The organism is Streptomyces tendae (assembly GCF_014650435.1).
Taxonomy (GTDB): domain Bacteria; phylum Actinomycetota; class Actinomycetes; order Streptomycetales; family Streptomycetaceae; genus Streptomyces; species Streptomyces tendae.
Map to the genome: position 1 here is coordinate 47,726 of NZ_BMUY01000002.1, position 24,356 is coordinate 72,081.

Below are 24,356 nucleotides of genomic sequence, written 5' to 3' on the forward strand. Positions count from 1 at the left end.
TGGGTCACTGCTCCTGGGGACGGTGCGTCGGCTGGGCGCCGTGGACGGTCGGGGGGAATTCTGGCGTGTCCGTGGTGTGCACGGCGAGGGTGCGGTCCGGGTTCAGCCGTACGACGATGTGGCGGCGCCACGTGGTGTCGTCGCGGTCCGCGTGGTCCTCGCGCCAGTGGCAGCCGCGGGTCTCCTCGCGCCGGGCCGCCGCGGCCACCAGGACCCGGGCCACGCACAGGAGGTTGGTGGCCTCCCAGGTGTCGACGCCCGGCTCGGACGTCTTGCCGTTCTCGTGCAGGGCCTCGCGGGCCTCGGTGTGCAGGCCGTCCAGCAGGTCGGCCGCGCGGGTGAGGGAGTCGGCCGAGCGCAGGATGCCGGCGCCGTCCGTCATGATCCGCTGGATGGTGAGGCGGGCCTCGGGCGGCAGGAGGGGGTGCTCCGGGTGGTACGGGTGCGGGAGGGGGGCCGGCACGCGCGCGTGGAGGGTGCCTGCCGTGTGGCCCGCCGCTATGTCGGCGGCGATGCGCTCGGCGTAGACCAGTCCCTCCAGGAGGGAGTTGGAGGCCAGGCGGTTGGCGCCGTGCACGCCGGTGCAGGCGGCCTCTCCGCAGGCGTACAGACCGGGGACCGTCGTACGGCCGTGGTCGTCGGTGCGGACGCCGCCCGAGGCGTGGTGGGCGGCCGGGGCGATGGGGATCGGCTCGGTGACCGGGTCGATGCCGTGGGCGCGGCAGGCGGCGAGGATCGTGGGGAAGCGGTGTTCCCACATCGTCCTGCCGAAGTGGCGGGCGTCCAGGTACATGTGGTCGGCGTCCCGCTCCTGCATGCGGCGCGTGATGCCCTTGGCGACGACGTCGCGCGGGGCGAGTTCGGCGAGTTCGTGCTGCCCCAGCATGAAGCGCACGCCGTCCGCGTCCACCAGGTGGGCGCCCTCGCCGCGCACCGCCTCGGAGACCAGGGGCTGCTGGCCCTCGGCGTCCGGGCCGAGGAAGAGGACGGTGGGGTGGAACTGCACGAACTCGAGGTCGCTGACCTCGGCGCCCGCGCGGAGGGCGAGGGCCACACCGTCGCCGGTGGAGACGGCCGGGTTCGTGGTCGCCGAGAAGACCTGGCCCATGCCGCCGGTGGCGAGGACGACCGCGGGGGCGTGCACCGCCCCGACGCCGTCGTGCTGGCCCTCGCCCATGACGTGCAGGGTGACGCCCGCCGTGCGGCCTTCGGCGTCCGTGAGGAGGTCGAGGACGAGGGCGTTCTCGACCGTGCGGATGCCGCGCGTGCGGACCGCCTCGACCAGGGCGCGGGAGATCTCGGCGCCCGTGGCGTCGCCGCCCGCGTGGGCGATGCGGCGGCGGTGGTGGCCGCCCTCGCGGGTGAGGGCCAGGCCGCCCTCGGTGGACTCGTCGAAGTGGGCGCCGGTGGCGATGAGGCGGCGTACGGCGTCGGGGCCCTCGGTGACCAGGATGCGGACCGCTTCCGCGTCGCACAGGCCGGCTCCGGCGACCAGGGTGTCGTCCAGGTGCTGGTCGGGGGTGTCGCCCTCGCCGAGGGCCGCGGCGACGCCGCCCTGCGCCCAGCGGGTGGAGCCGTCGTCCAGGCGGGCCTTGGTGACGACGACGGTCCGCAGCCCGGCGGCCTCGCAGCGCAGGGCCGCGGTGAGGCCCGCGACACCGGAGCCGACGACCACCACGTCGGCGTCGACGGCCCAGCCGGGCGCGGGGGCGTGCAGTCGTATGCCTGTGCTGGTCACGAGGCGGCTCCGAACGGTCCGAAGGTGAGGTGGACGTTGTCGATCAGGCGGGTCGCGCCGACCCGGGCGGCGACGGCGAGGACCGCCTCGCCGGTGTGGTCGTCACCGATCTCGGTGAAGTCGGACGGGTCGACCAGGGCGAGGTAGTCCAGCTCCAGGGGCGGGGTGGCGCGGGCGGCGTCGTCCAGGACCAGGCGGGCGGCGTCCCGGACGGCCGTGGCGCTGCCGGGGGCGGACGTGGCGACGGCGTGGGCGTCGGCCGCCGCGCGGGACTCGCCCAGGGCGCCCAGCGCCTCGGCGCGCGCCCTGGTCGCGGGTACTTCGCGGGCCCGCGCGCAGAGCGCCTCCTGGGCGGCGTGCCGGTCCTGGCCGGCGAAGAGCGCCTGGGAGAGGGCGAGGGCGGTGCGGCGTTCCGCCGTGGAGAGGTAGCGGTTGCGGCTGGACAGGGCCAGGCCGTCCTCCTCGCGCACGGTCGGGACGCCGACGATCTCCACGCCGAAGTTCAGGTCGCGGACCATGCGGCGGATCAGCGCGAGCTGCTGGGCGTCCTTCTGACCGTAGAGGGCGAGGTCGGGGCGGGTGAGGTGGAGCAGCTTGGCGACGACGGTGAGCATGCCGTCGAAGTGGCCGGGGCGGGAGGCGCCCTCCAGGCGTTCTCCCATGGGGCCGGCGGTGATGCGCACCTGGGGTTCGCCTCCCGGGTAGACCTCGTCGACGGCGGGGGCGAAGACGGCGTCGGCACCCGCCCGCCCGGCGATCTTCAGGTCGGCGTCCAGGGTGCGCGGGTAGCGGTCGAGGTCCTCGCCGGCGCCGAACTGGAGCGGGTTCACGAAGACCGTGGCGACGACCTCGCCGTCGGGGCCCGCGAGGTCGCGTGCCGTGCGGATCAGGGTGGCGTGGCCCTCGTGCAGGGCGCCCATGGTCATCACGACGGCCCGGCGGCCGTGCCGTACGCGCGCGTGCAGCTCGTCGGCGGTGCGCAGCAGGACGGGCGGGGTGGGGGTCATCGGGCGCCTTCGTCGGGGCCTTCGGTGCCGGGCCTTCCGTCCGTGTCCGTGCCGCCGGTGGCTGACGCGGCGCCGTCGGCGAGGACCACGAGCAGGTCCTCGGCGAGTTCGGCCTTCAGCAGCCCGTGGTCCAGGGCGCGGTCGGCGGTCGCGCGGGCCATCGCCAGGTAGCCGGCGACGGCCTGCGGGGCGTGGGCGCGCAGCTCCACGATGTGTGCGGCGACCGTGCCCGCGTCCCCGCGCGCGACGGGGCCGGTGAGGGCCGCGTCGCCGGAGCGCAGGGCGTTGTCGAGGGAGGCGCCGAGCAGCGGGCCGAGCATCCGGTCGGGGGCCGCCACGCCGGCCGTGCGCAGCAGCTCCATCGACTGCGCCACCAGGGTGATCAGGTGGTTGGAGCCCAGGGCCAGCGCCGCGTGGTACAGCGGGCGCCTGTCCTCGGCGATCCACTCCGGCTCGCCGCCCATCTCGATGACCAGGGCCTCGGCGGCCAGGCGCAACTCCTCGGGCGCGGTGACGCCGAAGGAGCAGCCGGCCAGGCGCTGGACGTCCACCGGGGTGCCGGTGAAGGTCATCGCCGGGTGCAGGGCCAGCGGCAGGGCGCCGGCCCGCAGCGCGGGCTCCAGGACCTTCGCGCCGTACCGCCCGGAGGTGTGCACCAGCAGCTGGCCCGGCCGCACGGCACCGGTCTCGGCGAGCCCGGTCACCAGGCCGGGCAGGGCGTCGTCGGGGACGGTCAGCAGGACCAGTTCGGCGCGCTGGAGGACTTCCGCGGGCGTCGTGAGCGGCACGTCGGGGAGGAGGGCCGCGGCACGCCGCCTGGAGGCGTCGGAGACCCCGGAGACGGCCACCGGACGGTGCCCGGCGAGTTGGAGGGACGCGGCCAGCGCGGGGCCCACCCGTCCGGCGCCGACGACGCCTACGGTGAGCCGCGCGGGGCGGTCCTTGGGGTCTGGCTGTGGGGTTGTGTTCACGCGACGACGGCCTTCCCGTTCCAGTCCGCTCGGGGTACCGGACGATTTCTCGTCATGTTAACGCGATCGGTCCGGGCGACGTCCGGTTGTCCACAGGCTGTGGGTTTCCGTGCGGCGCCGGAGCACACACGGGGCGCGGGCCGGAACGGGTGCGGAAACCGGGTGCCGCGCGCCCGGCCCGCGCGACATGATCCCCGCATGAGCGATACGGCAGCGCAGGAAGAACAGCAGGAGGAGCAGCAGCAGGAGGAGGGGCAGGACGGACGGCGCGCGCGGGACGCGCGGACGCGCGAGCGGCGCGTGGCCGCTCTCCGCGGCGCCCGGCGCGCGCTCGCCCGCCCGGGCTTCGTCACTACCCTGCGGGAGCGCCTCGCCCTGCTGGACGGGGTCGAGGAGCTGTACGACCTCGACGAGCCGTCCGACCTCTACGGCAACGGCGTCGTGGCGGCCCTGGAGGAGCGGACCGCCGCCCTGCTCGGCATGGAGGCCGCCGCCTTCTTCCCGACCGGGACCATGGCCCAGCAGGTGGCCCTGCGCTGCTGGGCGGGCCGCACCGGCAACCCGGTCGTCGCCCTGCACGGGCTCGGCCATCCCGAGGTGCACGAGCGGAACGCCTTCAGCCGGGTCGCCGGGCTGCGTCCGGTACGGCTGACCGACGAGCCCCGCCAGCCCACCGCCGACGAGGTGCGCGGCTTCGAGGAGCCGTTCGGGGCGCTGATGCTGGAGCTGCCGCTCAGGGAGGCCGGATATCTCCTGCCCACCTGGGAGGAGCTCACCGAGGTGGTCGAGGCCGCTCGGGAGCGCGACGCGGTGGTGCACTTCGACGGGGCCCGCCTGTGGGAGTGCACCGTCCACTTCGGCCGCCCGCTGGCCGAGATCGCGAGCCTGGCGGACAGCGTGTACGTCTCGTTCTACAAGTCCCTCAAGGGCTACGGCGGCGCCGCCGTAGCCGGCCCCCGGACGCTGGTCGAGGAGGCGAAGGCATGGCGGCACCGGTACGGCGGCCAGGTGTTCCAGCAGTTCCCCACGGTGCTGTCCGCCCTGGCCGGCCTGGAGCGCGAGCTGCCCCGGCTGCCCGCGTGCGTGACCCACGCGCGCGTGGTGGCCGACGCGCTGCGCGAGGGGCTCGCGGCGGCCGGTCTGCCGTGGGCGCGGGTGCACCCGGAGATGCCGCACACGCACGAGTTCCAGGTCTGGCTGCCGTGCACCCCCGAGGCCGCGAGCGAGGCCGCGCTGCGACAGGCCGAGGAGACCGGGACGATGCTGTTCTCCCAGCCCTGGGACGCGGCCGGTCCCGGGATCGCCCTCACCGAGGTCTCGGTGGGCGAGTCGGGCCTGGAGTGGACGGCCGACGACGTGCGAGCCGCGGTCACGGACTTCGCCGCCCGACTGACGGCATGACGGCCGGGCACGGGACCCGGCCTCCCGCCGGCGGCGTGACTGCCGGGCACGGGACCTGAACCTCCGCTGACGGCGGGACGGCCAGGCACGGGACCTGAACGGCCGCTGACGGCCGGACGGCCGGACGCGGAACCCAGCCTCCCGCTGACGCCGTGACGGCCGACCGCGGAGCCCGACCTCCCGCTGACGGCCGGACGGCCGAGCACGGGACGTGAACTCCCGCTGACGGCGTGACTGTCAGGCGCGGAACCCGGCCTCCCGCCGACGGCGGGACGGCCGAGCACGGTGCCTGAACTGCCGCTGACGGCCGGACGGCCGGACGCGGACCCAGCCTCCCGCTGACGGCCGGGACGGCCCAGCACGGAACCCGGCCTCCCGCTGACAGCCGGACGGCCGGACGCGGAGCCCGGCCTCCCGCCTCCCGCCTCCCGCCGGCGGCCGGGCCGGGCGGGCCGGGCGGGCGGGGGCCGCTCGGCCGGGTCAGTTCAGGGCGCGCGGCCACCGGGACCACCAGCGGCGCAGGGCCCGCCGTACCCGGCCCCGGGCGGGGCGGCCGGCGAGCACGGCCTGGAACTGGCGGCGGTCGTGCCACTCGCGGACGACCTGCCAGTCGTGGGCGCCGGGCGCGGGCGGCCCGGGCTCGCCGAGCTGCCGGGCCCGGTAGGTGTCGAGGAGGTACTGCTGCGTGATGCTCATGGCGGATCGCCCTCTTGAGGAGACGTAGATGTGGGTACGGGCTCCGCGGCTGCCCCGGTGACCCCAGACTGCGCCGGTCCCCGCCCCGCGGTCGCGCCGATTGACGGCGGCGGTCAATCGGCGGCGGCGTTGTCGGTGGTGGCGTGCACCATGGGGGCATGAGCGTGCGCATCGACATCACGGGGCTGCGGCCGGAGCGGGTCGCCGTCGTGCCCTCGCCCCTGGCCGAGCTGGGCATGGCGCTGCACGCGCTGTCCGAGCCGGGGCACCACCCGGGGCTCCAGGGCTGGGTGACGGGCGTGACCGCCCGGCTCGACTCGCACCTGGCCGACCGGATGTGCGAGGCCGACTTCCTGTGGCGGACGACCTTCTCGGACCTGTTCATGCCGTTCGCCGGGGTGCCGGGCCGCAGCACCCTGCCCGGCGCCTCCCTCGCCGACGACCTGGACCTGCTCGACAAGCTGTCCGACGAGCAGTTCGTCGACGCGGCCCTGGAATTCACCTGCGCGCTGCCGTACAGCACCGCGGGCGCCTCGGCGCTCGACGACCCCGAGGCGCGCCGGCGCGCGCTGGACCTGGCCGCCGCGCGGGGACCGCAGCAGCTGCGCTTCAGCGAGCGGCTGCTGGCCGATCCGCCGCGGATCCGCGACTGGCTGCGGCAGTTCGCCCGGGACTGCGACGAGGCGTTCTTCGCGGAGGCCTGGTCCCGGCTGCGCCACCAACTGGCGGCGGACGCCCGGCGCAAGACGGACCTGCTGCGCCACAAGGGCCTCGCCGAGGCGCTGGCCGCCGTCTCCCCGGCGGTGACGCTGGACGAGGGGGCCGCCAGGATCACCGTCGACAAACTGGGCGACGGGCGTTCCGCGACGGCGGACGGCGGCCTGCTGCTGGTCCCGACCAGCCTGGGCTGGCCGCATCTGATGGTCCTGCACCGGCACGGCTGGCAGCCGGTGCTGCACTACCCGGTCGGCTCCCCCGAGCTGGCCTCACCACCCTCGGTCGAGCAGCTCACGATGCGGATGACCGCGCTGTCCCACCCCGTCCGGATGCGGATCTGCCGGTATCTGGCCCGCAGTGCGTACACCACGGGCGAGCTGGCCCAGGTGCACGGCATGACGGCGCCGGAGATATCCCGGCACCTGGGCGTGCTGAAGAAGGCCGGGCTGATCACCACCCGGCGCCGCGGCCGGTACGTCCTGCACCAGCTGGACGTCACGGTGGTGGCCCGGCTGGGCAGCGACTTCCTGGAGGGGATCCTGCGCTGACGCCGGTCCGGGGCCGGCGTCAGTCGACCCTGATGTGCCGGATCCCGACGCCCGCCTGCCGCATCCGGGTGCGCAGCGCGCCCTCGTTGTTGGGCTTCAGGGTGAGTCCCGCGAGTACGGCGATGCGGTCGGCGGTCTTCGGGACGGTCGTGTGGTCCGTCCACAGGTGCTCGGCGAACTCCGGTTCGGCCAGCCGCTCCAGGCAGTGGTCGAGCTGCCGCACGGCCCAGCTCTCCCGGCGCGGCCCGCTCCCCTTCCCCGTCACGTACCGCAGGGCGTGGCCGAGGCCGCGCTCGCGCAGCCGCCGCAGGACGGTCTCGCGTTCGGCGAGGAGGCTGAAGTGGTGGACGTCGTGGCCCAGTTCGCGCAGCCGGCCGACGGTCTCGGCGAAGTACTCCGGGTCGGTGACGGTCATCGGCGCGATCACCACGCCGTCGTGCTTGGTCAGGGCCAGGTCCAGCACCTCCACGACGCCCTGCCGCCAGGAGGCCAGGTCCTGGAAGTTGTCCCGCAGTTCGGGTGGCAGCATGCGGCGCAGCCCGAAGCCCGCGTGTTCGGGGTCGCAGACGACACTGCCGGGGAGTCTGCGCCGTATCTCGTGCGCGGTCTGTGTTTTTCCGCCCCCGAAGGGGCCGTTGATCCACAGGAGCATGCGCAGACCCTACCGACGAGCGGCCCGACGCGGGGCACTGCGCACAGGTCCGTCAGCCCTGTCCGCCGCCGGCCCGCACCAGCCCGGTCTCGTAGGCGAGGACCACCACCTGCACGCGGTCGCGCAGGCCCAGCTTGGTCAGGATGCGGCCCACATGGGTCTTCACGGTCGCCTCCGACAGCACGAGCCGAGCCGCGATCTCGCCGTTGGACATGCCCTGCGCCACCAGCACCATGACCTCGCGCTCCCGCTCGGTGAGCCGCTGGAGCTCCTTCTGCCGGGGCTCCTGCCCGGTGGCCGGCAGCATCGGCGCGAACCGGTCCAGGAGCCGCCGGGTGGTGGACGGTGCGACCACCGCGTCGCCGCTGTGCACGGAGCGGATGGCGGCGAGCAGCTCGCCGGGCGGCACGTCCTTGAGCATGAAGCCGGAGGCGCCCGCCTTCAGCGCCGAGAACGCGTACTCGTCGAGGTCGAAGGTGGTCAGGATCAGTACCTTCGGCGCGTTTGGGTCCACGCAGATCCGGCTGGTGGTCTCCACGCCGTCGAGCTTGGGCATGCGGACGTCCATCAGGACGACGTCCACGGCGGTCGAGCGCAGCACCTGGAGCGCCTCGACGCCGTCGCCCGCCTCCGCGACGACCTCCATGTCCGGCTGGGCCGCCAGCACCATCCGGAACCCGGTGCGCAGCAGCACCTGGTCGTCGACGAGCATCACACGGATCGCCATCGGGGCCTCTTCTTCCTTACAGGTGTCAACGCCGTACGTGCGTGAGGGCGCGGTGGTCAGGGTGCCGGTTTCAGCGGCAGCAGCGCACTGATGCGGAATCCTCCGCCCGGACGCGGGCCGGCGTCCAGGGTTCCGCCGACCATGCCGATCCGCTCGCGCATGCCGATCAGCCCGTGGCCCTGGCCGTCGAAGCCGCCCTCCTCGTAGAGCTCGTGCGGGGCGCCCTTGCCGTCGTCCTCGATGAGCAGCCCGAGTCCGTCGTCGAAGTAGACCAGGCGCACGCTCGCGCCCGCGTTCTCGCCGCCGTGCTTGCGCGTGTTGGTCAGCGCCTCCTGCACGATGCGGTACGCGGTCAGCTCCACGCCGCTGGGCAGCTGCCGGGGGGTGCCCTCGACCTTGAAGTCGACCGGCAGCCCGGAGGTGCGGCACTGCTCGACGAGGTCCTCGATCTGCTCGACGTCGGGCTGCGGCACGTACTCCCCGGCCTCCTTGTGCTCGCCGGTGCGCAGCACGCCGAGCAGGCGGCGCATCTCCGCGAGCGCCTGCCGGCCGGTGGAGGAGATGGTCTCCAGGGCCTTCTTCGCCTGGTCGGGCGCAGCGTCCAGGACGTAGGCGGCGCCGTCGGCCTGCACCACCATGACGGAGACGTTGTGCGCGACGACGTCGTGCAGCTCACGCGCGATCCGGGCGCGCTCGGCGGCGACCGCGACCTTGGCCTGCGCCTCGCGCTCCTTCTCCAGCCGGGTCGCGCGCTCCTCCAGCTGCGCGAAGTAGGCGCGCCGGGTGCGGATGGAGTCGCCGAGCACCCAGGCCAGCGCGAAGGGCACGGCCTGGAAGACCGTCACGGCGATGGTGGTGCCCATGCCCAGCTCGCTGTCGGACCAGCGCAGCTGGGCCAGCGGCGCCGCGCACAGGCCGGTGGCCAGCGCGGTCCTGGAGGCCCAGCGGGCGCCGGTGGCGGCCACCGTGTAGATGATCACCAGGAAGGCGAAGTCGGCGGGCATCGTCGCGACGTCGAAGACCAGCTGCCCCACGCCGAGTGCGACGGCGAGCAGCAGCATCCGCTCCGGTGCACGCTGGCGCAGCGCGATCACGACGCTGAGCAGCACCACGAAGGGGACGATCAGCGCCACGTTGTCCGTCCCGTCCGCCCGCGTCCCCGGAGTCACCGAGGACACCAGGGCGATTCCGAGCACCACGAGGGCCCAGAAGGAGTCGACACCGGTCGGGTGTCTGCGGAGGAAGTCGTAGAGGCGCTGCACGTAACCCAGCGTAGGGAAGCCGAATAGGTGCAGGGGTCAACCGGAGGGCCGATCCGCACCGGCCGCGCATACTCCGCAAGGTGGAGGCTCCGCTCTTCTGTGCCCCTAGCCTGTCCCTGTGACACCAGGGACGGCGGGGTTCAGAGGGGCTCCGGAGACGCACGGGACATGGCGGGGCTGGCGGGAGGCCACGCACGAGGCGCTCTACGGACCGGAGGGCTTCTACCGCACGGGGTCCCGGGGCCCGGCCGGGCACTTCAGGACGTCCGTGCACGCGTCGCCGCTGTTCGCGGGGGCCGTCGCGCGGCTGCTGTGCCGGGTCGACGAGGCGCTGGGCCGGCCCGCGGTGCTGGACTTCGTGGACATGGCGGCCGGACGGGGCGAGCTGGTCACCGGGGTCCTGGCGGCCCTGCCCGCCGACGTGGCCGCCCGCACGCGCGCGTACGCCGTCGAGGTCGCCGCCCGCCCGGAAGGGTTCGACCGGCGGGTCCAGTGGCTCGCTCGGCCACCGGACGGCGTCACCGGGCTGCTGTTCGCCAACGAGTGGCTGGACAACGTGCCGCTGGAGGTGGCGGAGGTGGACGCCGCGGGCGTGGCACGCCGGGTGCTCGTGCGGGACGACGGGGCAGAGCGGCTCGGGGAGCCGGTGGCCGGGGCGGAGGCCGCCTGGCTGGCCCGGTGGTGGCCGCTGCCCGGCGAGGAGGGCCTGCGGGCGGAGATCGGCCTGCCCCGCGACGCGGCCTGGGCGTCCGCCGTGGCGGCGCTGGACGGCGGGGACGGCGGGCTCGCGGTGGCCGTCGACTACGCGCACACCGCGGCCGCCCGCCCGCCGTTCGGGACGCTCACGGGCTTCCGGGAGGGGCGGGAGACGGCGCCGGTGCCCGACGGGTCGTGCGACATCACCGCGCACGTCGCACTGGACGCGTGCGCGGCCGCCCACACCGCGAGGTGCACTCCGGGGCACGCGCCCCCGGATGCGCTCATGCGCCCCCAACGCGAGGCCCTGCACGCCCTCGGCGTCACCGGCGCACGCCCCCCGCTCGCGCTGGCCTCCACCGACCCGGCGGCGTACGTGCGCGCCCTCGCGAGCGCCTCCGAGGCCGCCGAACTCACCGCGCCGGGCGGCCTGGGCGACTTCTGGTGGCTGCTCCAGCCGGTGGGGGCGCTCGACGCGGCCGCGCTACTTGTCGATGTCGCCGACCACGAAGAACAGTGACCCCAGGATCGCCACCATGTCCGCGACCAGCGTCCCGGGCAGCAGGTCCGCCAGCGCCTGGATGTTGTTGTACGACGCCGAGCGCAGCTTCAGCCGGTACGGGGTCTTCTCGCCCTTGCTGACCAGGTAGTAGCCGTTGATGCCGAGCGGGTTCTCGGTCCAGGCGTACGTGTGGCCCTCGGGCGCCTTCAGCACCTTCGGGAGCCGCTGGTTGACCGGGCCGGGCGGCAGCTCGGCCAGCCGGTCCAGACAGGCGTCGGCGAGGTCGAGGGCGTTGTGCGTCTGCTCCAGGAGGCACTCGAAGCGGGCCAGGCAGTCGCCCTCGGTGCGGGTGACGACCTTCAGCGTGTCCTGGAGCTCGCCGTAGGCGAGGTACGGCTCGTCGCGGCGCAGGTCGAAGTCGACGCCGGAGGCGCGCGCGATCGGTCCGCTGACGCCGTAGGCGTGCACGGCCCCGGCGCTCAGGGCGCCCACGCCGCGCGTCCGCCCGCGGAAGATCTCGTTGCCGAGCACCAGGTCGTCGAAGACGTCCATGCGCGGGCGCACGGCGGCGACGGCGGCACGCGCGCGCGTGGTCCAGCCCGCCGGGAGGTCCTCCTTGAGCCCGCCGACGCGGTTGAACATGTAGTGCATACGCCCGCCGGAGACCTCCTCCATCACGTTCTGGAGGACCTCCCGCTCGCGGAAGGCGTAGAACACCGGGGTGATGCCGCCCAGCTCCAGCGGGTACGACCCCAGGAACATCAGGTGGTTGAGCACCCGGTTCAGCTCGGCGAGCAGCGTCCGCGTCCACACCGCGCGCGTGGGGACCTCCATGCCGAGCATCCGCTCGACGGCGAGGACGACGCCCAGCTCGTTGGAGAAGGCCGACAGCCAGTCGTGGCGGTTGGCGAGCATGATGATCTGACGGTAGTCACGGGCCTCGAACAGCTTCTCCGCGCCGCGGTGCATGTAGCCGATCACCGGCTCCGCGCTGGTGATGCGCTCGCCGTCCAGAACCAGCTTGAGCCGCAGCACGCCGTGGGTGGACGGGTGCTGGGGCCCGATGTTGAGCACCATGTCGGTGCTCTCCGCGGCACCGCCGATTCCGACCGTGGTCTCCGTCGTAGGAGTCATGAACACAGTCTCCCCTACGTACGCTGGCCCCATGGAGACGGGGAGCCCGGACGACCCGGGCACGGCGGGGGCGACGCGAGCGGCGGACCGGGCGGGTCCGGCGGACCAGCCGAGTCCGGCGGGTCCGGCGGGTCCGGCGCGGGAGGAGCCGGTGTGGACCGGCCTGCCGCCGGGACTGCTGCGCATGCGCCGCCTGCTGCTGGTGGTGTGGCTCGGCCTGCTGACACTCGCCGCCGGTGTGCTGCCCGCACTGTTCCTGGCCCCTCTCTGGGCCGCCCTGGCGCTCCTGCCGCTGGCCCTGCTGGCCTGGGGCTGGGTGATGCTGGGGCGCAACTGGCGCTCCTGGCGGTACGCCGAGCGCGCCGACGACCTGCTGATCAGCCGGGGCGTGCTGTGGCGCGAGGAGACCGTCGTCCCGTACGGGCGCATGCAGCTGGTCGAGGTGACGTCCGGACCGGTCGAGCGGCACTTCGGCCTGGCCAGCGTGCAGCTGCACACGGCCGCCGCCGCGACCGACGCCACCATCCCCGGCCTCGACCCGGCCGAGGCGGAACGCCTCCGCGACCGCCTCACCGAACTGGGCGAGGCCCGATCGGCGGGACTGTGAGCGGCCCGGGGGCCGAGAAGGCCACGCCCGACGCCGGCACGGCGGGGCACGGGCCCGGCGCGAGCAGCCCGGCGGACCGCACGGGCACCCCGCACGTCACCGGTAACCGAAAAGACCCCGGAAGGCCACCCGCCGCCCCCGACCCCACCGAGAGGCCGACCACCGGTACGGCGGACACCGCACCCGGCACCACGAAGACCGACCGCGACACCACCGACGCCGGAACGGCGGGACACGGACCCGACACGAGCGGCCCAGCGGACCGCACGGGCACCCCGCACGAGGACACCCCGCACGGGAACGGTGGCCGGAAGGATCCCGGAAGGGCCCCCACCGCGGTCCTGGACTCCACGGAGGAACCACCCGCCGGTACGGCGACGACGGAAGGCGGCGCGACCGAACGCCCGCACGACGCCCCGGTCGCCGGGCCCGACCCGGCCCGGCCCACCGAGAACGCTGTGGCCGCCGCCCCCGCCACCGGCATCGCCGCGCCCGCCACCGGCGCCGCCGCGCCCCCGCCCGGCGGTGAGCTCGTCGAGCGCCGCCTGCACCCGGTCACGCCCCTGCGGCGGGCCTGGGCGCCCGTCGCCGTGCTCGTCGGATGGGCCGTGCACGATCCGGACCAGGCGCAGCGCCAGCTGACCCGGCTGACCACGACCCACCTGCTGATCGGCCTCGCCGTACTGATCCCGGCCGCCGCCCTCTACGGCTTCCTCACCTGGTGGTTCACCCACTACGCGGTGACCGACACCGAGCTGCGGATCCGCACCGGACTGCTGTTCCGGCGCACCGCGCACATCCGCCTCGAACGCATCCAGGCGATCGACGTCACCCAGCCCCTGCTGGCCCGGGTCGCGGGGGTCGCCAAGCTCAAGCTCGACGTCATAGGCACCGGCAAGAAGGACGAACTGGCCTTCCTGGGCGCCGACGAGGCGCGTGCGCTGCGGGCCGAGCTGCTCGCGCGCGCGGCCGGCTTCGCCCCCGAGACCGCGCACGAGGTCGGCGAGGCCCCCGCGCGGCAACTGCTGCGGGTGCCGCCCGGCGTCCTCGCCGTCTCCCTCCTGCTGACCGGCGCGACCTGGGGGACGCTGATCGCCGCCGCCGTCGTACCGACACTGCTGTGGCTGGCCACCCACAACCTGTGGACGGTGCTGGCGACCGCCCTGCCGCTGGTGGGCGCCGCGGGCGCGAGCAGCGCCGGCCGGTTCGTCGGGGAGTACGACTGGACGGTGGCCGAGTCCCCGGACGGGCTCCGCATCGACCACGGCCTGCTGGACCGCGCCCACGAGACGGTGCCGCCGGGCCGGGTGCAGACCGTACGCCTCGTGGAACCGCTGCTGTGGCGGCGCCGCCGCTGGGTACGGGTCGAGCTGGACGTGGCCGGGTCGTCCAACTCGGTCCTGCTGCCGGTCGCCCCGCGGGAGATCGCCGAGTCGGTCGTGGCGCGCGTACTGCCCGGGGTGAGCGTGCCGACCGGACCGGAGCTGTCGCGTCCGCCGCGCCGGGCCGCGCGCTGCCGACCGCTGTGGTGGCGCGGCCACGGGCTCGCCGTCACCGACGCGGTCTTCGCCGCCCGGTACGGCCTGCTGCGCCGCAGCCTGGCCCTCGTGCCGCACGCCAAGGTGCAGAGCGTCCGCCTGGCTCAAGGGCCCTGGCGGCGCGCCCTGCGACTGGCCGACGTCCACGTGGACACGGGCGCGAACAAGACCGTGACCGCCCGCCTCCGCGACGCGGACGAGGCCGCCGAGCTGCTGCGGGCCCAGGCGGAACGGTCCAGGACCGGCCGCCGGGACGCCCCGCCGGACCGCTGGATGGCCTGAGCCGGGCCCCTGGGCCAGGAAGGGACCACCCAGGCTCAGGAGACGGCGCTGCGCAGCCCCTGTACGTCGATCTGCTCGGTCTCGTCGTGGGCCGTCAGGTCGATCACCTGGCCCACGCCCCGGGACTCCTCACCGGCCTGCTTGAAGGAGACCTCGGCCTCGGCCTTGTGCAGGGCGAGCGCCTCCTGGCCGACCACGTCGGCGAGGTCCTCGTTCTGGACGGTCTCCAGCGCGGCGTCGGCGCCGCCCGCCGCGCCCACCGCACCCTCCGGGTCCTTCGTGCCGAAGAAGTCGAAGCCGCCCTCGACCACCGGACGCCGCGCCGGAGCCGGCGGTACGACGGCCACCGCGGTCGGCACCGTGAAGTGCCCGTCGGCCCGCCGGGTGGGCTGCGTGGACTGGGTGGGCTGCGCGGGCCGCTCGTCGGCGGAGCTGGTCGGGGAGGCGGCGGCGGTGCGCTCGTGGCCGTCGGCCGCCTCGGGCTGCCCCTGTGCCTCGTCCTCCCGCCCCGCCTCGGCCGCCGCGGCGCCCTCGCCGCCGCCGTCCCCACCACCGTCACCGTCGGAGCCGTCGGAGGCGTCGGAGGCGTCGGCACGGTCGCCCCGGTCGCCACCGTCCGGGTCGGCGGGCGCGTCACCGTCGAGGCGGGCCAGTGCCGCGTTCGCACGCAGGAACAGCCGGGACCCCTCGGGCGAGAACACCGCGGGAGCGGAAACCTCGTCGCCGCCGCCACTCTCCTCGCCCGGACTCTCCTCGCCGGGCACGACCTGCTCGGAAGTCTCCGCCTCCGACGTCTCCCTCGCCGGCGTCTCCGTCTCCGGCGTCTCCTGAGCCGGGGCGGTCCGGGCGGCCGGCAGCGCGGGTGCCTGCGGCGCGGCCTCGATCTCCAGCAGCCGACGGCCCTCCAGCGCACTGGCGCGCTCGGTCTCCGCCGTGGCGTAGCGCCGCAGCAGCGAGGCGTGCTCGTTGCGCAGCCCCGCCAGCTCAGTGCGCTTGGCCCGCAGCCGGTGCTCCAGCTTCTGCCGCAGCTCGCGCGACTCCTCCAGGTCGGACTCCAGTTCGGCGACCCGCTCCTCGAAGCGCCACTCGTCGCTCGCACGCGCCCGGGTGAGGTCGGCGACCTGCCGGCCCGCCTGCGCGTCCCAGTGCCGCATGACGACCGCGCCGACCACGGCCGTCACCGCGGCGGCCGCGGCGAGGACGCGAAGGAGCATGGTCTCGCTGAACAACCAGGGCCCGAGGGCGCAGACGACCGAAACACCTGCGATCGCCGACGGAGGAAGCAGCCTGTGCAGAGGCGGGGAATGGCGATGACGTCCACGTGGCATGGCCAGAAACTTACCGCGCGTAGGCGAATCTTGGCGCCCCGCCCCGTAAAAACACGGCCATCTCCGACGTGTTCACAGGGAGCGGGGAATCCACATCCCCGACGACGGACGAATTAGCCACGGATTCCAAGATCATTCAAGAGTCCCGCCCGCCACCCAGCCGCTCATCGAGCCACCGCAGGGTCGCGGGAATCTCCCGCCGCCAGGTATTGAAGTTGTGCCCGCCGCTTTCCAGGATGATCGACGAGATCCGGGTCGGCCTCTTGCCCTTCACCAGATCAATGAACTTCAGCGTGTCCCTGTAGTTCGTCTCGCCGGTCCTGCTGCTGGTGACGAGCAGTGAAGTGTCGGGCGCGGGCGCGTTCTTGAGGTACCACCACAGACTGGCCCGCTTCTCGAGCCCCTCGTCCCCCTGGAAGAGATCACCCGTGGTGGGGTCGTTCGGCGCGTCGTAGTACGGCGACAGCCCGGCCCCGGCGGCGTACACCTCCGGATGGTGCGCGGCGAGTTTCAGGGCACAGTAGCCGCCGGTCGAGTTGCCGACGACGCCCCAGCTCCGCGGCTCCTTGGCCACCCGGTAGTGAGCGCTCACCGCCTGCGGGAGGTCCTTGGCGAAGAACGTCTCCGTCTGCGGTCCGCCCGGTACGTCCACGCACTCCGTGTCGCGCGGCGGTGCCACCGTGGGCCGCAGCATCACCAGGATCATCGGCCGCATCCGACCGGCCTTCGCCAGCTCCAGCGCCGTTCGCGGGTAATGGAGTTTGTCGACCAGCGCCTCGGCGGTCCCCGGATAACCGGTCAGGACGACAGCCGCGGGAAACGTACGGCCGCGGTGCCGCGCCTGAAAGTACTCCGGCGGCAGATAGACATACGCCGGTGACGCGATCCGCGACGTACGCCCGACCACCCGTATCTCCTCCACCCGCCCCGAGACGTCCGGCCGCGCCCCGCCCGCGGGCGTCACCCGCCGGTCCCCGACGACCCGCAGCGGCCCACCTCCCCCACCGGCCGAGTGGTCCACGACCACTCCCTGCCCGTCCTCCCGCCCGAACAGGTCGGCCCAACTGCCGTAGAACCCGAAGGACTGGTTGGCGACCAGCCCCACCGCCGCGAAGACCGCCACCTGGGTGGCGAACAGCAGCCCGACCCTCCCCAGAACGGCCCGCACGCTCCGCCGCGCCAGCCGCGGCCACAGCCACACCGTCCCGGCGAACAGCAGCACGCCGACCGCCACAGCCAGCGCGAGCACCTTGTCGCTCGTGAGCCCCATGTCTTGCTACCTGCCCGCGCTTTCCCTACGCCCGTCCGTCCGGGCTTTCCGATCAGGGGAGTGAACCTCTCCCTCCGAGACACCGTCCTAGAGGGCGCAATGTCGCCGGATGCCCGAAACGGGCCCGGATCCACGGTCTCTCGCAGAACAAACAGGTGCGATGTCTGTCAGGACAGATGAGGAAATGTCGGGCGAGGTTCCGACGAGGCCCACCCGCATACGCCGCGCACTGCGCGCCCCCCGCCCGGACCGGATCCCCCTCCTCGTCGGCCGTGCCTGCGTGCTCGTCGGCCTGCTGGACATCGCGGCCGGCTCCTTCCCGCGCTTCCGGCACAGCCGCATGCACGCCCTCGCCGAGGTCCTGCCCGGCTCCTTCGGCCCCTTCGCCGCGGCCCTCTCGCTCAGCGCCGGCGTCCTGCTGCTCCTGCTCGCCCACGGCCTCAAGCGCCGCAAGCGCCGGGCCTGGCGGGCGGCCGTGGCCCTCCTCCCCCTGGGCGCCGTCGCGCAGTTCACCTACCGCCACTCCCTCCTCGGCGTACTGATCTCCCTGGCCCTGCTCGCCCCCCTGCTGCGCCACCGCGACCAGTTCGCGGCGCTCCCCGACCCGCGCAGCCGCTGGCGGGCACTCGCCAACTTCGTCCTCATGAGCGCGGGTTCCGTCCTGCTCGGCCTGCTCGTCGTCAACGCCCACCCGCACCGCATGCTCGGCGACCCGAGCCTGGCCGACCGCCTCACCCAGGTCCTGTACGGCCTGTTCGGCGTCGAGGGCCCGGTCGACTACCGGGGCAACACCTCCTGGACGGTCGCCTTCTCCCTGGGCGCCCTGGGCCTCCTGACCGCCATCACCACGATCTACCTGGCCTTCCGCCCCGAGCACCCCGCCGCCCGCCTCACCGAGGACGACGAGACCCGCCTGCGCGCCCTCCTCGCCCGGCACGGCGGCCGCGACTCCCTCGGCCACTTCGCGCTGCGCCGCGACAAGGCCGTCGTCTTCTCCCCCAGCGGCAAGGCCGCCGTCACCTACCGCGTCGTCTCGGGCGTGATGCTGGCCAGCGGCGACCCGATCGGCGACGTCGAGGCATGGCCGGGCGCCATCGAACGCTTCATGGACGAGGCCCGCGCCCACTCCTGGACCCCGGCCGTGATGGGCTGCTCCGAGACCGGCGGCGAGGTCTGGACCCGCGAAACGGGCCTCGGCGCCCTCGAACTGGGCGACGAGGCGGTGGTGGACGTGGCGGATTTCTCCCTCGCCGGCCGCGCGATGCGCAACGTGCGCCAGATGGTCAAGCGCATCGAGCGCGCCGGTTACGAGACCCGGGTACGGCGCGTGGCTGACCTGTCCGACGCCGAACTGGACCGCGTCCGCCGCGCCGCCGACGCGTGGCGCGGCACGGACACCGAGCGCGGCTTCTCCATGGCCCTGGGCCGCGTCGGCGACCCGTCCGACGGGGACTGCCTGATAGCGACAGCCCACAAACAGGACTCGGAACCCGGCGAGTACGGCGACCTGAAGGCGGTCCTGCACTTCGTGCCGTGGGGGCCGGACGGGGTGTCCCTCGACCTCATGCGCCGCGACCGCACGGCCGACCCCGGCATGAACGAACTCCTGATCGTGGCCGCGCTCCAGGCCGCCCCGAAGCTGGGCATCGCCCGCGTGTCCCTGAACTTCGCGATGTTCCGCGCGGCGCTCGCACGGGGCGAGAAGATCGGCGCGGGCCCCGTCCTGCGCGCATGGCGCGGCCTGCTGGTCTTCCTCTCCCGCTGGTTCCAGATCGAGTCCCTGTACAAGTTCAACGCGAAGTTCCGGCCCCGGTGGGAGCCGCGCTTCGTCGTCTACCGCCGCTCCGCCGACCTCCCGCGCATCGGCTTCGCCGCGATGCAGGCGGAGGGGTTCGTCACGGTGTCGCTGCCGCGAGCCCTGCGCCGCCGGACGCCGGCACGCCGCCCCTGCGCCCACCAGGCGCCCGCGCGGGCGGCGTGAGGGACGGTGGCCCGGCGTGCTCCCGGCGCGGGTGTGGCCGCGGGGGTGGGTCGCGCGTCCCGGCGCTGCCGGGGTGCCGCCGCGCCCACCCGTGCCGCCCCAGCGGCACGACTGCCCGCGGCTAGGGGGCGACGGCCCGCAGGCGCGTACGGCGGGAAGGGGACGTGTCGGGGGGTGTTCGCCCGCAGCGGTTGGCGCGTCAACGCCGGGGACTACTTGGCCGACCGATTCCGCGCCGTTCCGAGGACGAACACCCCCCGGCGCGGCCCCGACCCACCCACCGGACGCACCGCGCTACGCGCACCCCCACCCAACCCGCACAGGCGCCGCAGGCACCCGCGCAGCCGCCGCAGCCCACCGCCTACGCTGAACACATGAGCAAGCAGACCGGCCGCCGACGCCATCTGGCGGGACTGACCGCATGGGACCGCTGCGCGGTCATGGGAGTCGTCAACGTAACCCCCGACTCCTTCTCCGACGGCGGCCGCTTCTTCGACACCACCGCCGCCATCAAACACGGCCTCGACCTGGTCGCCGAGGGCGCCGACCTGGTGGACGTCGGCGGCGAGTCCACCCGCCCCGGCGCCACCCGCGTCGACGAGGACGAGGAGCTCAGGCGCGTCGTCCCGGTCGTGCGCGGCCTCGCCTCCGAGGGCGTGACGGTCTCCGTCGACACCATGCGCGCCTCCGTCGCCGAGCAGGCCCTCGCCGCCGGCGCCGCCCTGGTCAACGACGTGAGCGGCGGTCTTGCCGACCCCCGGATGATCCCGGTCGTCGCCGACGCGGGCGCCCCCTTCGTCGTCATGCACTGGCGCGGCCTCCTGGAGGGCGGCAACGTCAGGGGCACCTACACCGACGTCGTCACCGAGGTCGTCGACGAGTTGCACGCACGCGTGGAGGCCGTCCTCGACGGCGGCATCGCCCCCGACCGCATCGTCGTCGACCCCGGCCTCGGCTTCTCCAAGGACGCCGAGCACGACCTCGTCCTCCTCGCCCACCTCGACCGCCTGCTGGCCCTCGGCCACCCCCTCCTCGTCGCCGCCTCGCGCAAGCGCTTCCTCGGCCGGGTCCTGGCAGGCCGCCCGGAAGCCACCCCGCCCCCCGCGCGCGAGCGCGACGCGGCCACCGCCGCCGTCTCCGCCCTCGCGGCGCACGCCGGTGCGTGGGCGGTCCGCGTCCACCAGGTCCGCGCCACGGCCGACGCCGTCCGGGTCGCCCGCGCCGTCGAAGGAGCCCGGTGAACGCGCCCCACCTCGACGTCGAACAGGTCGAGGCCGCGAACACCGCCTTCTACGAGGCACTCGAGGAGGGCGACTTCGAGAAGGTCTCCGAGTTCTGGCTGACCCCCTCCGACCTGGGCGTCGACGAGTCGTACCACGACCCGGCCGACGCCGGCGTGGTCTCCTGCGTGCACCCCGGCTGGCCGGTGCTCACCGGCCGCGGCGAGGTCCTCCGCTCGTACGCCCTGATCATGGCGAACACGGACTACATCCAGTTCTTCCTCACCGACGTGCACGTCTCCGTCACCGGCGACACCGCCCTGGTCACCTGCACGGAGAACATCCTCAGCGGCGGCCCCGCCCCCGACGGCGGCGAGGAGCTGGGCCCGCTCGTCGGCCAGCTCGTCGTCGCCACCAACACCTTCCGCCGCACTCCCGCCGGCTGGAAACTCTGGTCGCACCACGCCTCCCCCGTACTCGCGGAAACCGAGGACGAGGACGGCGAGGACACCCCACCCTGACCGGGCAGACAGGCTGACCGGGCTGACAGGCTGACCGGGCAGGGCGGGGAAGTGGTTGGAATCACGACCCGGCGGGTATGCGCGCCTACCAACCCGTGATCCACCGGGACCGCCAGGGAAAACGCCCGGTGAAACCTGCCGGCGCCCCACCCCGCCCCACACCCCGTGTCCCGGCGCTGTCGGTGCACGCGGGTAGATTCGACTGGGGCCGCCGTACCACCCGCACGTGGCACGACCGGCCGAGACCGACGACTGCAGGAGTGATTCGCGTGGATCGTGTCGCGCTGCGCGGCCTGAAGGCCCGTGGGCACCACGGTGTGTTCCCCAAGGAGCGCGAGGACGGCCAGACCTTCCTCGTGGACATCGTCCTTGGCCTGGACACCCGCCCGGCCGCGGCCGACGACGACCTGGCGAAGACCGTGCACTACGGCATCGTGGCCGAAGAGGTCGTGGCCGTCGTCGAGGGCGAGCCGGTCAACCTCGTCGAGACCCTCGCCGAACGCATCGCCCAGGTCTGTCTGAAGCACGAAGGGGTCCAGGAGGTCGAGGTCTGCGTCCACAAGCCGGACGCGCCGATCACCGTCCCCTTCGACGACGTGACCGTCACCATCATCCGGAGCCGTGTATGAGCGCCCCCTTCGCCAAGGGTTCGAGCGACCCGACCGTACAGCCCGTGCCCGCCTCCGTCATCGAGCAGGTCGACGCCGCGGACACCACCCTGTCCAACCCCAAGCGCGCGGTGATCGCCCTCGGCGCCAACCTCGGCAACCGCCTGGAAACCCTCCAGGGCGCGATCGACGCCCTGGAGGACACCCCGGGCGTACGCGTCAAAGGGGTCTCGCCGGTCTACGAGACCGAGCCGTGGGGCGTCGCACCCGACAGCCAGCCCTCCTACTTCAACGCGGTCCTGATCGTGAAGACGACCCTGCCCCCGTCCTCCCTCCTGGAGCGGGCGCACGCGGTCGAGGAGGCATTCCACCGGGTCCGCGACGAGCACTGGGGCCCGCGCACCCTGGACGTCGACATCGTCGCCTACGCCGAGGTCGTCTCCCACGATCCGCAGCTCACCCTCCCCCACCCGCGCGCCCACGAACGCGCCTTCGTGCTGGCCCCCTGGCTGGACGTGGACCCCGAAGCCGCGCTGCCCGGGCAGGGCAGGGTCGCCGACCTCCTGTCGGCCGTCACGCGCGACGGCGTCGCGCTCCGCACCGATCTGGAACTCCGGCTGCCCGAGTAGTCGTTAAGGTCGACGAGGACGACGAGGTCAGGACGACCGCGCCGGGAAGCCGAAGGGACACCGGGACACCGTGAAAGAGTTGCGCATCAGGGTGCTGGCCGGCGTGTTCGTCGTCGCCGGAATCCTGTCCTGGGCCGGCGCCCGCCTGTGGAACTCGGTGGGGACCCTCCCGAGCGTCCCCCTGGCCGCCCCCGTCGTCCTCGCCCTGATCGCGGTGATCCTGCTGGCCACGGCCCTCTCGATCCGCGCCCGCCTCAAGGCCCAGCGGGACCGCGTCCCCGGCGCCAAGGGCGTCGACCCGATGATGGCGGCCCGCGCCGTGGTCTTCGGCCAGGCGAGCGCCCTGGTGGCCGCCCTGGTCGCCGGCATGTACGGCGGCACGGGCGTCTTCCTGCTGGAGTACCTCGACATCCCGGCCCGCCGCGACCAGGCCATCTACGCGGGCGCCTCGGTCGTCGCAGGCATCGCCGTGATAGCGGCCGCCGTCTTCATGGAACGCGTCTGCAAACTCCCGGAAGACGAGGACGACGACCACCCGGGCGCAGCAACAGCGGCGTGACGCACGCGGCTCACCAGGGCTGGCGGGCCAGGTGTCCGTTGACCAGGAATCCGGGACGGGGGTCGAGTCGGTAGCTGTAGAGGGTGAACGGCTTGTTCACGGTGGTCCGCAGCCGCACCTCGTGAACCTGGGTCCAGCAGGACTCCCGGAGTTGCAGAGGGTGCCGCTCGGCCTTGAACGCACCGCGCGAGGACCAACCGTCGACCACGACCAGATGTGACGCCAGACCATTGGTCCGCGGAGTGAACCGCGCGCCCAGCACCTGCGCCAGGTCCGAAAGGAACGCCACGTTCCCGCTCACGAGCACTCGACCCGCCCACCTCTTGGAACGGAACCCGTCGCCGTCCGTGTAGCCGTCCAGGAAGCCCTCGAAGGTTTCCCTGTCCCGAAGGACCACCCTGGGAAACCGCTGCCGCATGTGGTGCGCATCGCCACCCACGTACTGCCTCATCAGATCGGCCAGGTAGGACGACACGACACGGACGCGAAGGCCCGGAACGTCCCGTTGGAGGTAACCAGAAGGTCGCGTCACCGCCTCCAGGCGGGCGGGCAGTCCGGTCACCGCCGTGAGGCACGCCGCATAGCGCGAGGCGAATGCCTCGTCATTGACCACCAACGAGACGTAGTTTCTGCCGACGGTCCCGTCCGCGCAGTTGGCTCCGATCAGGTAGCCCAGCTCGTAGCCCGGCTTGATGGTCAGCCTCGTGCGGCACAGCTTCCGCGCATGCGTCCAGGCGAGCACGGTCCCGGTGGCGTCCCTCGCGTGAACCCAGCCGTCGGGCGTACCCAGCATCTGGTCGGGCGCCACGGTGAAGCTGACACTGTCGGTAACGACGTCCATGACTTCACGAGCTCGGGCCGTGGCGACGGCCGTCACCGTGGTCGGAACCGTGCGCTGACCGTCCACCGTCCACAGCCGGCAGCCCACTCGCACATCCCGCGCCCGCAGGCGCCCCTCGACCGCGTTCACCGTCTGCTTGCTGGGCAGCCCGTACCCCACAGCGCCCCCCCTTGATCAGTGACCCACTCACTGATCAAGGACGGTATCGGGCACCACCGACAATCGGGTCAGCGCGCCAGTATCAGGCTCATTGCCTCGGCACGCGTCGTCGCATCCCGAAGCTGACCGCGCACCGCGGACGTCGTGGTCTTGGCGCCGGGCTTGCGAACCCCGCGTACCGACATGCACATGTGTTCGGCCTCGACGACGACGATCACGCCCCGGGCCTCAAGGATCCGCATCAGCGAGTCGGCGACCTGCGTAGTGAGACGTTCCTGCACCTGCAGGCGGCGCGCGAAGACCTCCACCAGCCGTGCGAGCTTCGACAGACCGGTGATCTTGCCACTCGCAGCCGGGATGTAGCCGATGTGTGCCACACCGTGGAACGGCAGCATGTGGTGCTCGCACAGACTGACGATTTCGATGTCCTTCACCAGCACCATCTCGTCGTGGCCGATGTCGAACGTCGTCGTCAGTACGTCCTCCGGCTCCTGCTCATGTCCCGCCAGAAGCTCCCGATACGCCCGCGCCACGCGCGCCGGTGTCTCCCTCAGGCCCTCGCGGTCCGGGTCCTCGCCGACCGCGATCAGCAGTTCGCGTACGGCGTTCTCGGCACGCTTCTCGTCGAACTCGCCGATCTGGCCCTCGCCGTCCAGCGTCACGGGGTCGGTCATCTGATGCCTCGTTCCTGATCCGTCCTGCGACGGCATACGAAAATGCCGCACCCCCCAAGGCTAGAACCTGGGGGGCGCGGCATACATT

23 protein-coding genes are annotated in these 24,356 nt (G+C 73.6%); 11 read left to right on the plus strand and 12 right to left on the minus strand.

Annotated features, from left to right (window positions below; genetic code table 11):
• Window positions 1-4: 4 nt before the first annotated feature.
• The 3 genes from IE258_RS04995 to IE258_RS05005 are packed head-to-tail and all read right to left on the minus strand — an operon-like array spanning window position 5 to window position 3,716.
• Complete coding sequence (locus IE258_RS04995; protein ID WP_189739435.1) at window positions 5-1,738, minus strand: L-aspartate oxidase; 1,734 nt, start codon at window positions 1,736-1,738, stop codon at window positions 5-7.
• Complete coding sequence (gene panC / locus IE258_RS05000) at window positions 1,735-2,745, minus strand: pantoate--beta-alanine ligase (protein ID WP_189739438.1); 1,011 nt, start codon at window positions 2,743-2,745, stop codon at window positions 1,735-1,737. Before panC ends, IE258_RS04995 begins: the two co-directional genes overlap by 4 nt.
• Window positions 2,742-3,716, minus strand: coding sequence for a Rossmann-like and DUF2520 domain-containing protein (locus IE258_RS05005; RefSeq protein WP_189739441.1), 975 nt, complete (start codon window positions 3,714-3,716; stop codon window positions 2,742-2,744). The genes panC and IE258_RS05005 overlap by 4 nt, the downstream gene beginning before the upstream one ends.
• Window positions 3,717-3,914: 198 nt before the next feature.
• On the opposite strand from IE258_RS05005, the gene IE258_RS05010 reads away from it, so the two are divergent.
• Window positions 3,915-5,117 carry a threonine aldolase family protein gene (locus IE258_RS05010; protein ID WP_189739444.1) on the plus strand — a complete coding sequence of 401 codons (1,203 nt, stop codon included), beginning with the start codon at window positions 3,915-3,917 and terminating at the stop codon, window positions 5,115-5,117.
• 480 nt (window positions 5,118-5,597) lie between these two features.
• Here IE258_RS05010 and IE258_RS05015 read toward each other — a convergent pair whose 3' ends face one another.
• Window positions 5,598-5,813 carry a hypothetical protein gene (locus IE258_RS05015; RefSeq protein WP_189739447.1) on the minus strand — a complete coding sequence of 72 codons (216 nt, stop codon included), beginning with the start codon at window positions 5,811-5,813 and terminating at the stop codon, window positions 5,598-5,600.
• A 158-nt stretch (window positions 5,814-5,971) separates the two neighbouring features.
• Between IE258_RS05015 and IE258_RS05020 the strand changes: the two genes are divergently transcribed.
• Complete coding sequence (locus IE258_RS05020) at window positions 5,972-7,078, plus strand: DUF5937 family protein (RefSeq protein ID WP_189739450.1); 1,107 nt, start codon at window positions 5,972-5,974, stop codon at window positions 7,076-7,078.
• Window positions 7,079-7,097: 19 nt separating this feature from the next.
• Here the strand turns inward: IE258_RS05020 and IE258_RS05025 are convergent, their stop codons facing one another.
• The 3 genes from IE258_RS05025 to IE258_RS05035 are packed head-to-tail and all read right to left on the minus strand — an operon-like array spanning window position 7,098 to window position 9,719.
• Window positions 7,098-7,730 carry an AAA family ATPase gene (locus tag IE258_RS05025; protein WP_189739453.1) on the minus strand — a complete coding sequence of 211 codons (633 nt, stop codon included), beginning with the start codon at window positions 7,728-7,730 and terminating at the stop codon, window positions 7,098-7,100.
• A gap of 52 nt (window positions 7,731-7,782) precedes the next feature.
• The gene (locus IE258_RS05030; RefSeq protein WP_003975444.1) at window positions 7,783-8,457 is read right to left on the minus strand and encodes a response regulator; all 675 of its coding nucleotides are present in this window, start codon (window positions 8,455-8,457) and stop codon (window positions 7,783-7,785) included.
• A gap of 56 nt (window positions 8,458-8,513) precedes the next feature.
• Window positions 8,514-9,719: a sensor histidine kinase gene (locus IE258_RS05035; protein WP_159327278.1), complete on the minus strand. Its 1,206-nt coding sequence runs from the start codon at window positions 9,717-9,719 to the stop codon at window positions 8,514-8,516.
• Between the two features lie 118 nt (window positions 9,720-9,837).
• Between IE258_RS05035 and IE258_RS05040 the strand changes: the two genes are divergently transcribed.
• On the plus strand, window positions 9,838-10,935 hold the full coding sequence (locus tag IE258_RS05040; protein ID WP_189739456.1) for an SAM-dependent methyltransferase: 1,098 nt from the start codon (window positions 9,838-9,840) through the stop codon (window positions 10,933-10,935).
• Here IE258_RS05040 and IE258_RS05045 read toward each other — a convergent pair.
• Window positions 10,900-12,051 carry an NADH-quinone oxidoreductase subunit D gene (locus IE258_RS05045; RefSeq protein ID WP_127896323.1) on the minus strand — a complete coding sequence of 384 codons (1,152 nt, stop codon included), beginning with the start codon at window positions 12,049-12,051 and terminating at the stop codon, window positions 10,900-10,902. The two genes, IE258_RS05040 and IE258_RS05045, sit on opposite strands and share 36 nt — an antisense overlap.
• Window positions 12,052-12,082: 31 nt before the next feature.
• On the opposite strand from IE258_RS05045, the gene IE258_RS05050 reads away from it, so the two are divergent.
• Together IE258_RS05050 and IE258_RS05055 are read left to right on the plus strand one after the other, a co-directional pair.
• A complete protein-coding gene (locus tag IE258_RS05050) occupies window positions 12,083-12,658 on the plus strand; it encodes a PH domain-containing protein (protein WP_189739459.1) in 576 nt (191 codons plus the stop codon).
• 482 nt (window positions 12,659-13,140) lie between these two features.
• The gene (locus tag IE258_RS05055; protein WP_189741051.1) at window positions 13,141-14,478 is read left to right on the plus strand and encodes a PH domain-containing protein; all 1,338 of its coding nucleotides are present in this window, start codon (window positions 13,141-13,143) and stop codon (window positions 14,476-14,478) included.
• 35 nt (window positions 14,479-14,513) lie between these two features.
• Here IE258_RS05055 and IE258_RS05060 read toward each other — a convergent pair whose 3' ends face one another.
• Window positions 14,514-15,806 (minus strand): hypothetical protein, encoded by a 1,293-nt coding sequence (locus IE258_RS05060; RefSeq protein ID WP_189739462.1) that lies wholly within the window; start codon window positions 15,804-15,806, stop codon window positions 14,514-14,516.
• A gap of 136 nt (window positions 15,807-15,942) precedes the next feature.
• Complete coding sequence (locus IE258_RS05065) at window positions 15,943-17,076, minus strand: alpha/beta hydrolase (protein ID WP_189739465.1); 1,134 nt, start codon at window positions 17,074-17,076, stop codon at window positions 15,943-15,945.
• Between the two features lie 184 nt (window positions 17,077-17,260).
• On the opposite strand from IE258_RS05065, the gene IE258_RS05070 reads away from it, so the two are divergent.
• From IE258_RS05070 to IE258_RS05095, 6 genes are all read left to right on the plus strand, one after another.
• Window positions 17,261-19,057: a phosphatidylglycerol lysyltransferase domain-containing protein gene (locus IE258_RS05070; protein WP_189739468.1), complete on the plus strand. Its 1,797-nt coding sequence runs from the start codon at window positions 17,261-17,263 to the stop codon at window positions 19,055-19,057.
• 374 nt (window positions 19,058-19,431) lie between these two features.
• A complete protein-coding gene (gene folP / locus IE258_RS05075; RefSeq protein ID WP_159327272.1) occupies window positions 19,432-20,298 on the plus strand; it encodes a dihydropteroate synthase in 867 nt (288 codons plus the stop codon).
• Complete coding sequence (locus tag IE258_RS05080) at window positions 20,295-20,798, plus strand: nuclear transport factor 2 family protein (RefSeq protein WP_003975434.1); 504 nt, start codon at window positions 20,295-20,297, stop codon at window positions 20,796-20,798. The genes folP and IE258_RS05080 overlap by 4 nt, the downstream gene beginning before the upstream one ends.
• 269 nt (window positions 20,799-21,067) lie before the next feature.
• Complete coding sequence (gene folB / locus IE258_RS05085; RefSeq protein WP_052836365.1) at window positions 21,068-21,427, plus strand: dihydroneopterin aldolase; 360 nt, start codon at window positions 21,068-21,070, stop codon at window positions 21,425-21,427.
• Complete coding sequence (gene folK, locus IE258_RS05090; RefSeq protein ID WP_189739470.1) at window positions 21,424-22,035, plus strand: 2-amino-4-hydroxy-6-hydroxymethyldihydropteridine diphosphokinase; 612 nt, start codon at window positions 21,424-21,426, stop codon at window positions 22,033-22,035. The genes folB and folK overlap by 4 nt, the downstream gene beginning before the upstream one ends.
• A 70-nt stretch (window positions 22,036-22,105) precedes the next feature.
• On the plus strand, window positions 22,106-22,594 hold the full coding sequence (locus IE258_RS05095) for a DUF3180 domain-containing protein (RefSeq protein ID WP_127895341.1): 489 nt from the start codon (window positions 22,106-22,108) through the stop codon (window positions 22,592-22,594).
• Between the two features lie 10 nt (window positions 22,595-22,604).
• Here IE258_RS05095 and IE258_RS05100 read toward each other — a convergent pair whose 3' ends face one another.
• Together IE258_RS05100 and folE are read right to left on the minus strand one after the other, a co-directional pair.
• Complete coding sequence (locus IE258_RS05100; RefSeq protein ID WP_229891936.1) at window positions 22,605-23,594, minus strand: hypothetical protein; 990 nt, start codon at window positions 23,592-23,594, stop codon at window positions 22,605-22,607.
• A 68-nt stretch (window positions 23,595-23,662) separates the two neighbouring features.
• Entirely contained in the window at window positions 23,663-24,268 is a 606-nt protein-coding gene (gene folE / locus IE258_RS05105; protein WP_127895340.1) for a GTP cyclohydrolase I FolE, read from the minus strand.
• Window positions 24,269-24,356 lie beyond the last annotated feature (88 nt).

What these genes read in the sequence shown, in the direction of transcription:
- panC (WP_189739438.1), bottom strand. Translation starts at nt 2,745, where the DNA reads ATGACCCCCACCCCGCCCGTCCTGCTGCGCACCGCCGACGAGCTGCAC.
- IE258_RS05010 (WP_189739444.1), top strand. Translation starts at nt 3,915, where the DNA reads ATGAGCGATACGGCAGCGCAGGAAGAACAGCAGGAGGAGCAGCAGCAG.
- IE258_RS05015 (WP_189739447.1), bottom strand. Translation starts at nt 5,813, where the DNA reads ATGAGCATCACGCAGCAGTACCTCCTCGACACCTACCGGGCCCGGCAG.
- IE258_RS05020 (WP_189739450.1), top strand. Translation starts at nt 5,972, where the DNA reads ATGAGCGTGCGCATCGACATCACGGGGCTGCGGCCGGAGCGGGTCGCC.
- IE258_RS05025 (WP_189739453.1), bottom strand. Translation starts at nt 7,730, where the DNA reads ATGCTCCTGTGGATCAACGGCCCCTTCGGGGGCGGAAAAACACAGACC.
- IE258_RS05030 (WP_003975444.1), bottom strand. Translation starts at nt 8,457, where the DNA reads ATGGCGATCCGTGTGATGCTCGTCGACGACCAGGTGCTGCTGCGCACC.
- IE258_RS05045 (WP_127896323.1), bottom strand. Translation starts at nt 12,051, where the DNA reads ATGACTCCTACGACGGAGACCACGGTCGGAATCGGCGGTGCCGCGGAG.
- IE258_RS05050 (WP_189739459.1), top strand. Translation starts at nt 12,083, where the DNA reads ATGGAGACGGGGAGCCCGGACGACCCGGGCACGGCGGGGGCGACGCGA.
- IE258_RS05060 (WP_189739462.1), bottom strand. Translation starts at nt 15,806, where the DNA reads ATGCCACGTGGACGTCATCGCCATTCCCCGCCTCTGCACAGGCTGCTT.
- IE258_RS05065 (WP_189739465.1), bottom strand. Translation starts at nt 17,076, where the DNA reads ATGGGGCTCACGAGCGACAAGGTGCTCGCGCTGGCTGTGGCGGTCGGC.
- IE258_RS05070 (WP_189739468.1), top strand. Translation starts at nt 17,261, where the DNA reads ATGTCGGGCGAGGTTCCGACGAGGCCCACCCGCATACGCCGCGCACTG.
- folP (WP_159327272.1), top strand. Translation starts at nt 19,432, where the DNA reads ATGAGCAAGCAGACCGGCCGCCGACGCCATCTGGCGGGACTGACCGCA.
- folK (WP_189739470.1), top strand. Translation starts at nt 21,424, where the DNA reads ATGAGCGCCCCCTTCGCCAAGGGTTCGAGCGACCCGACCGTACAGCCC.
- folE (WP_127895340.1), bottom strand. Translation starts at nt 24,268, where the DNA reads ATGACCGACCCCGTGACGCTGGACGGCGAGGGCCAGATCGGCGAGTTC.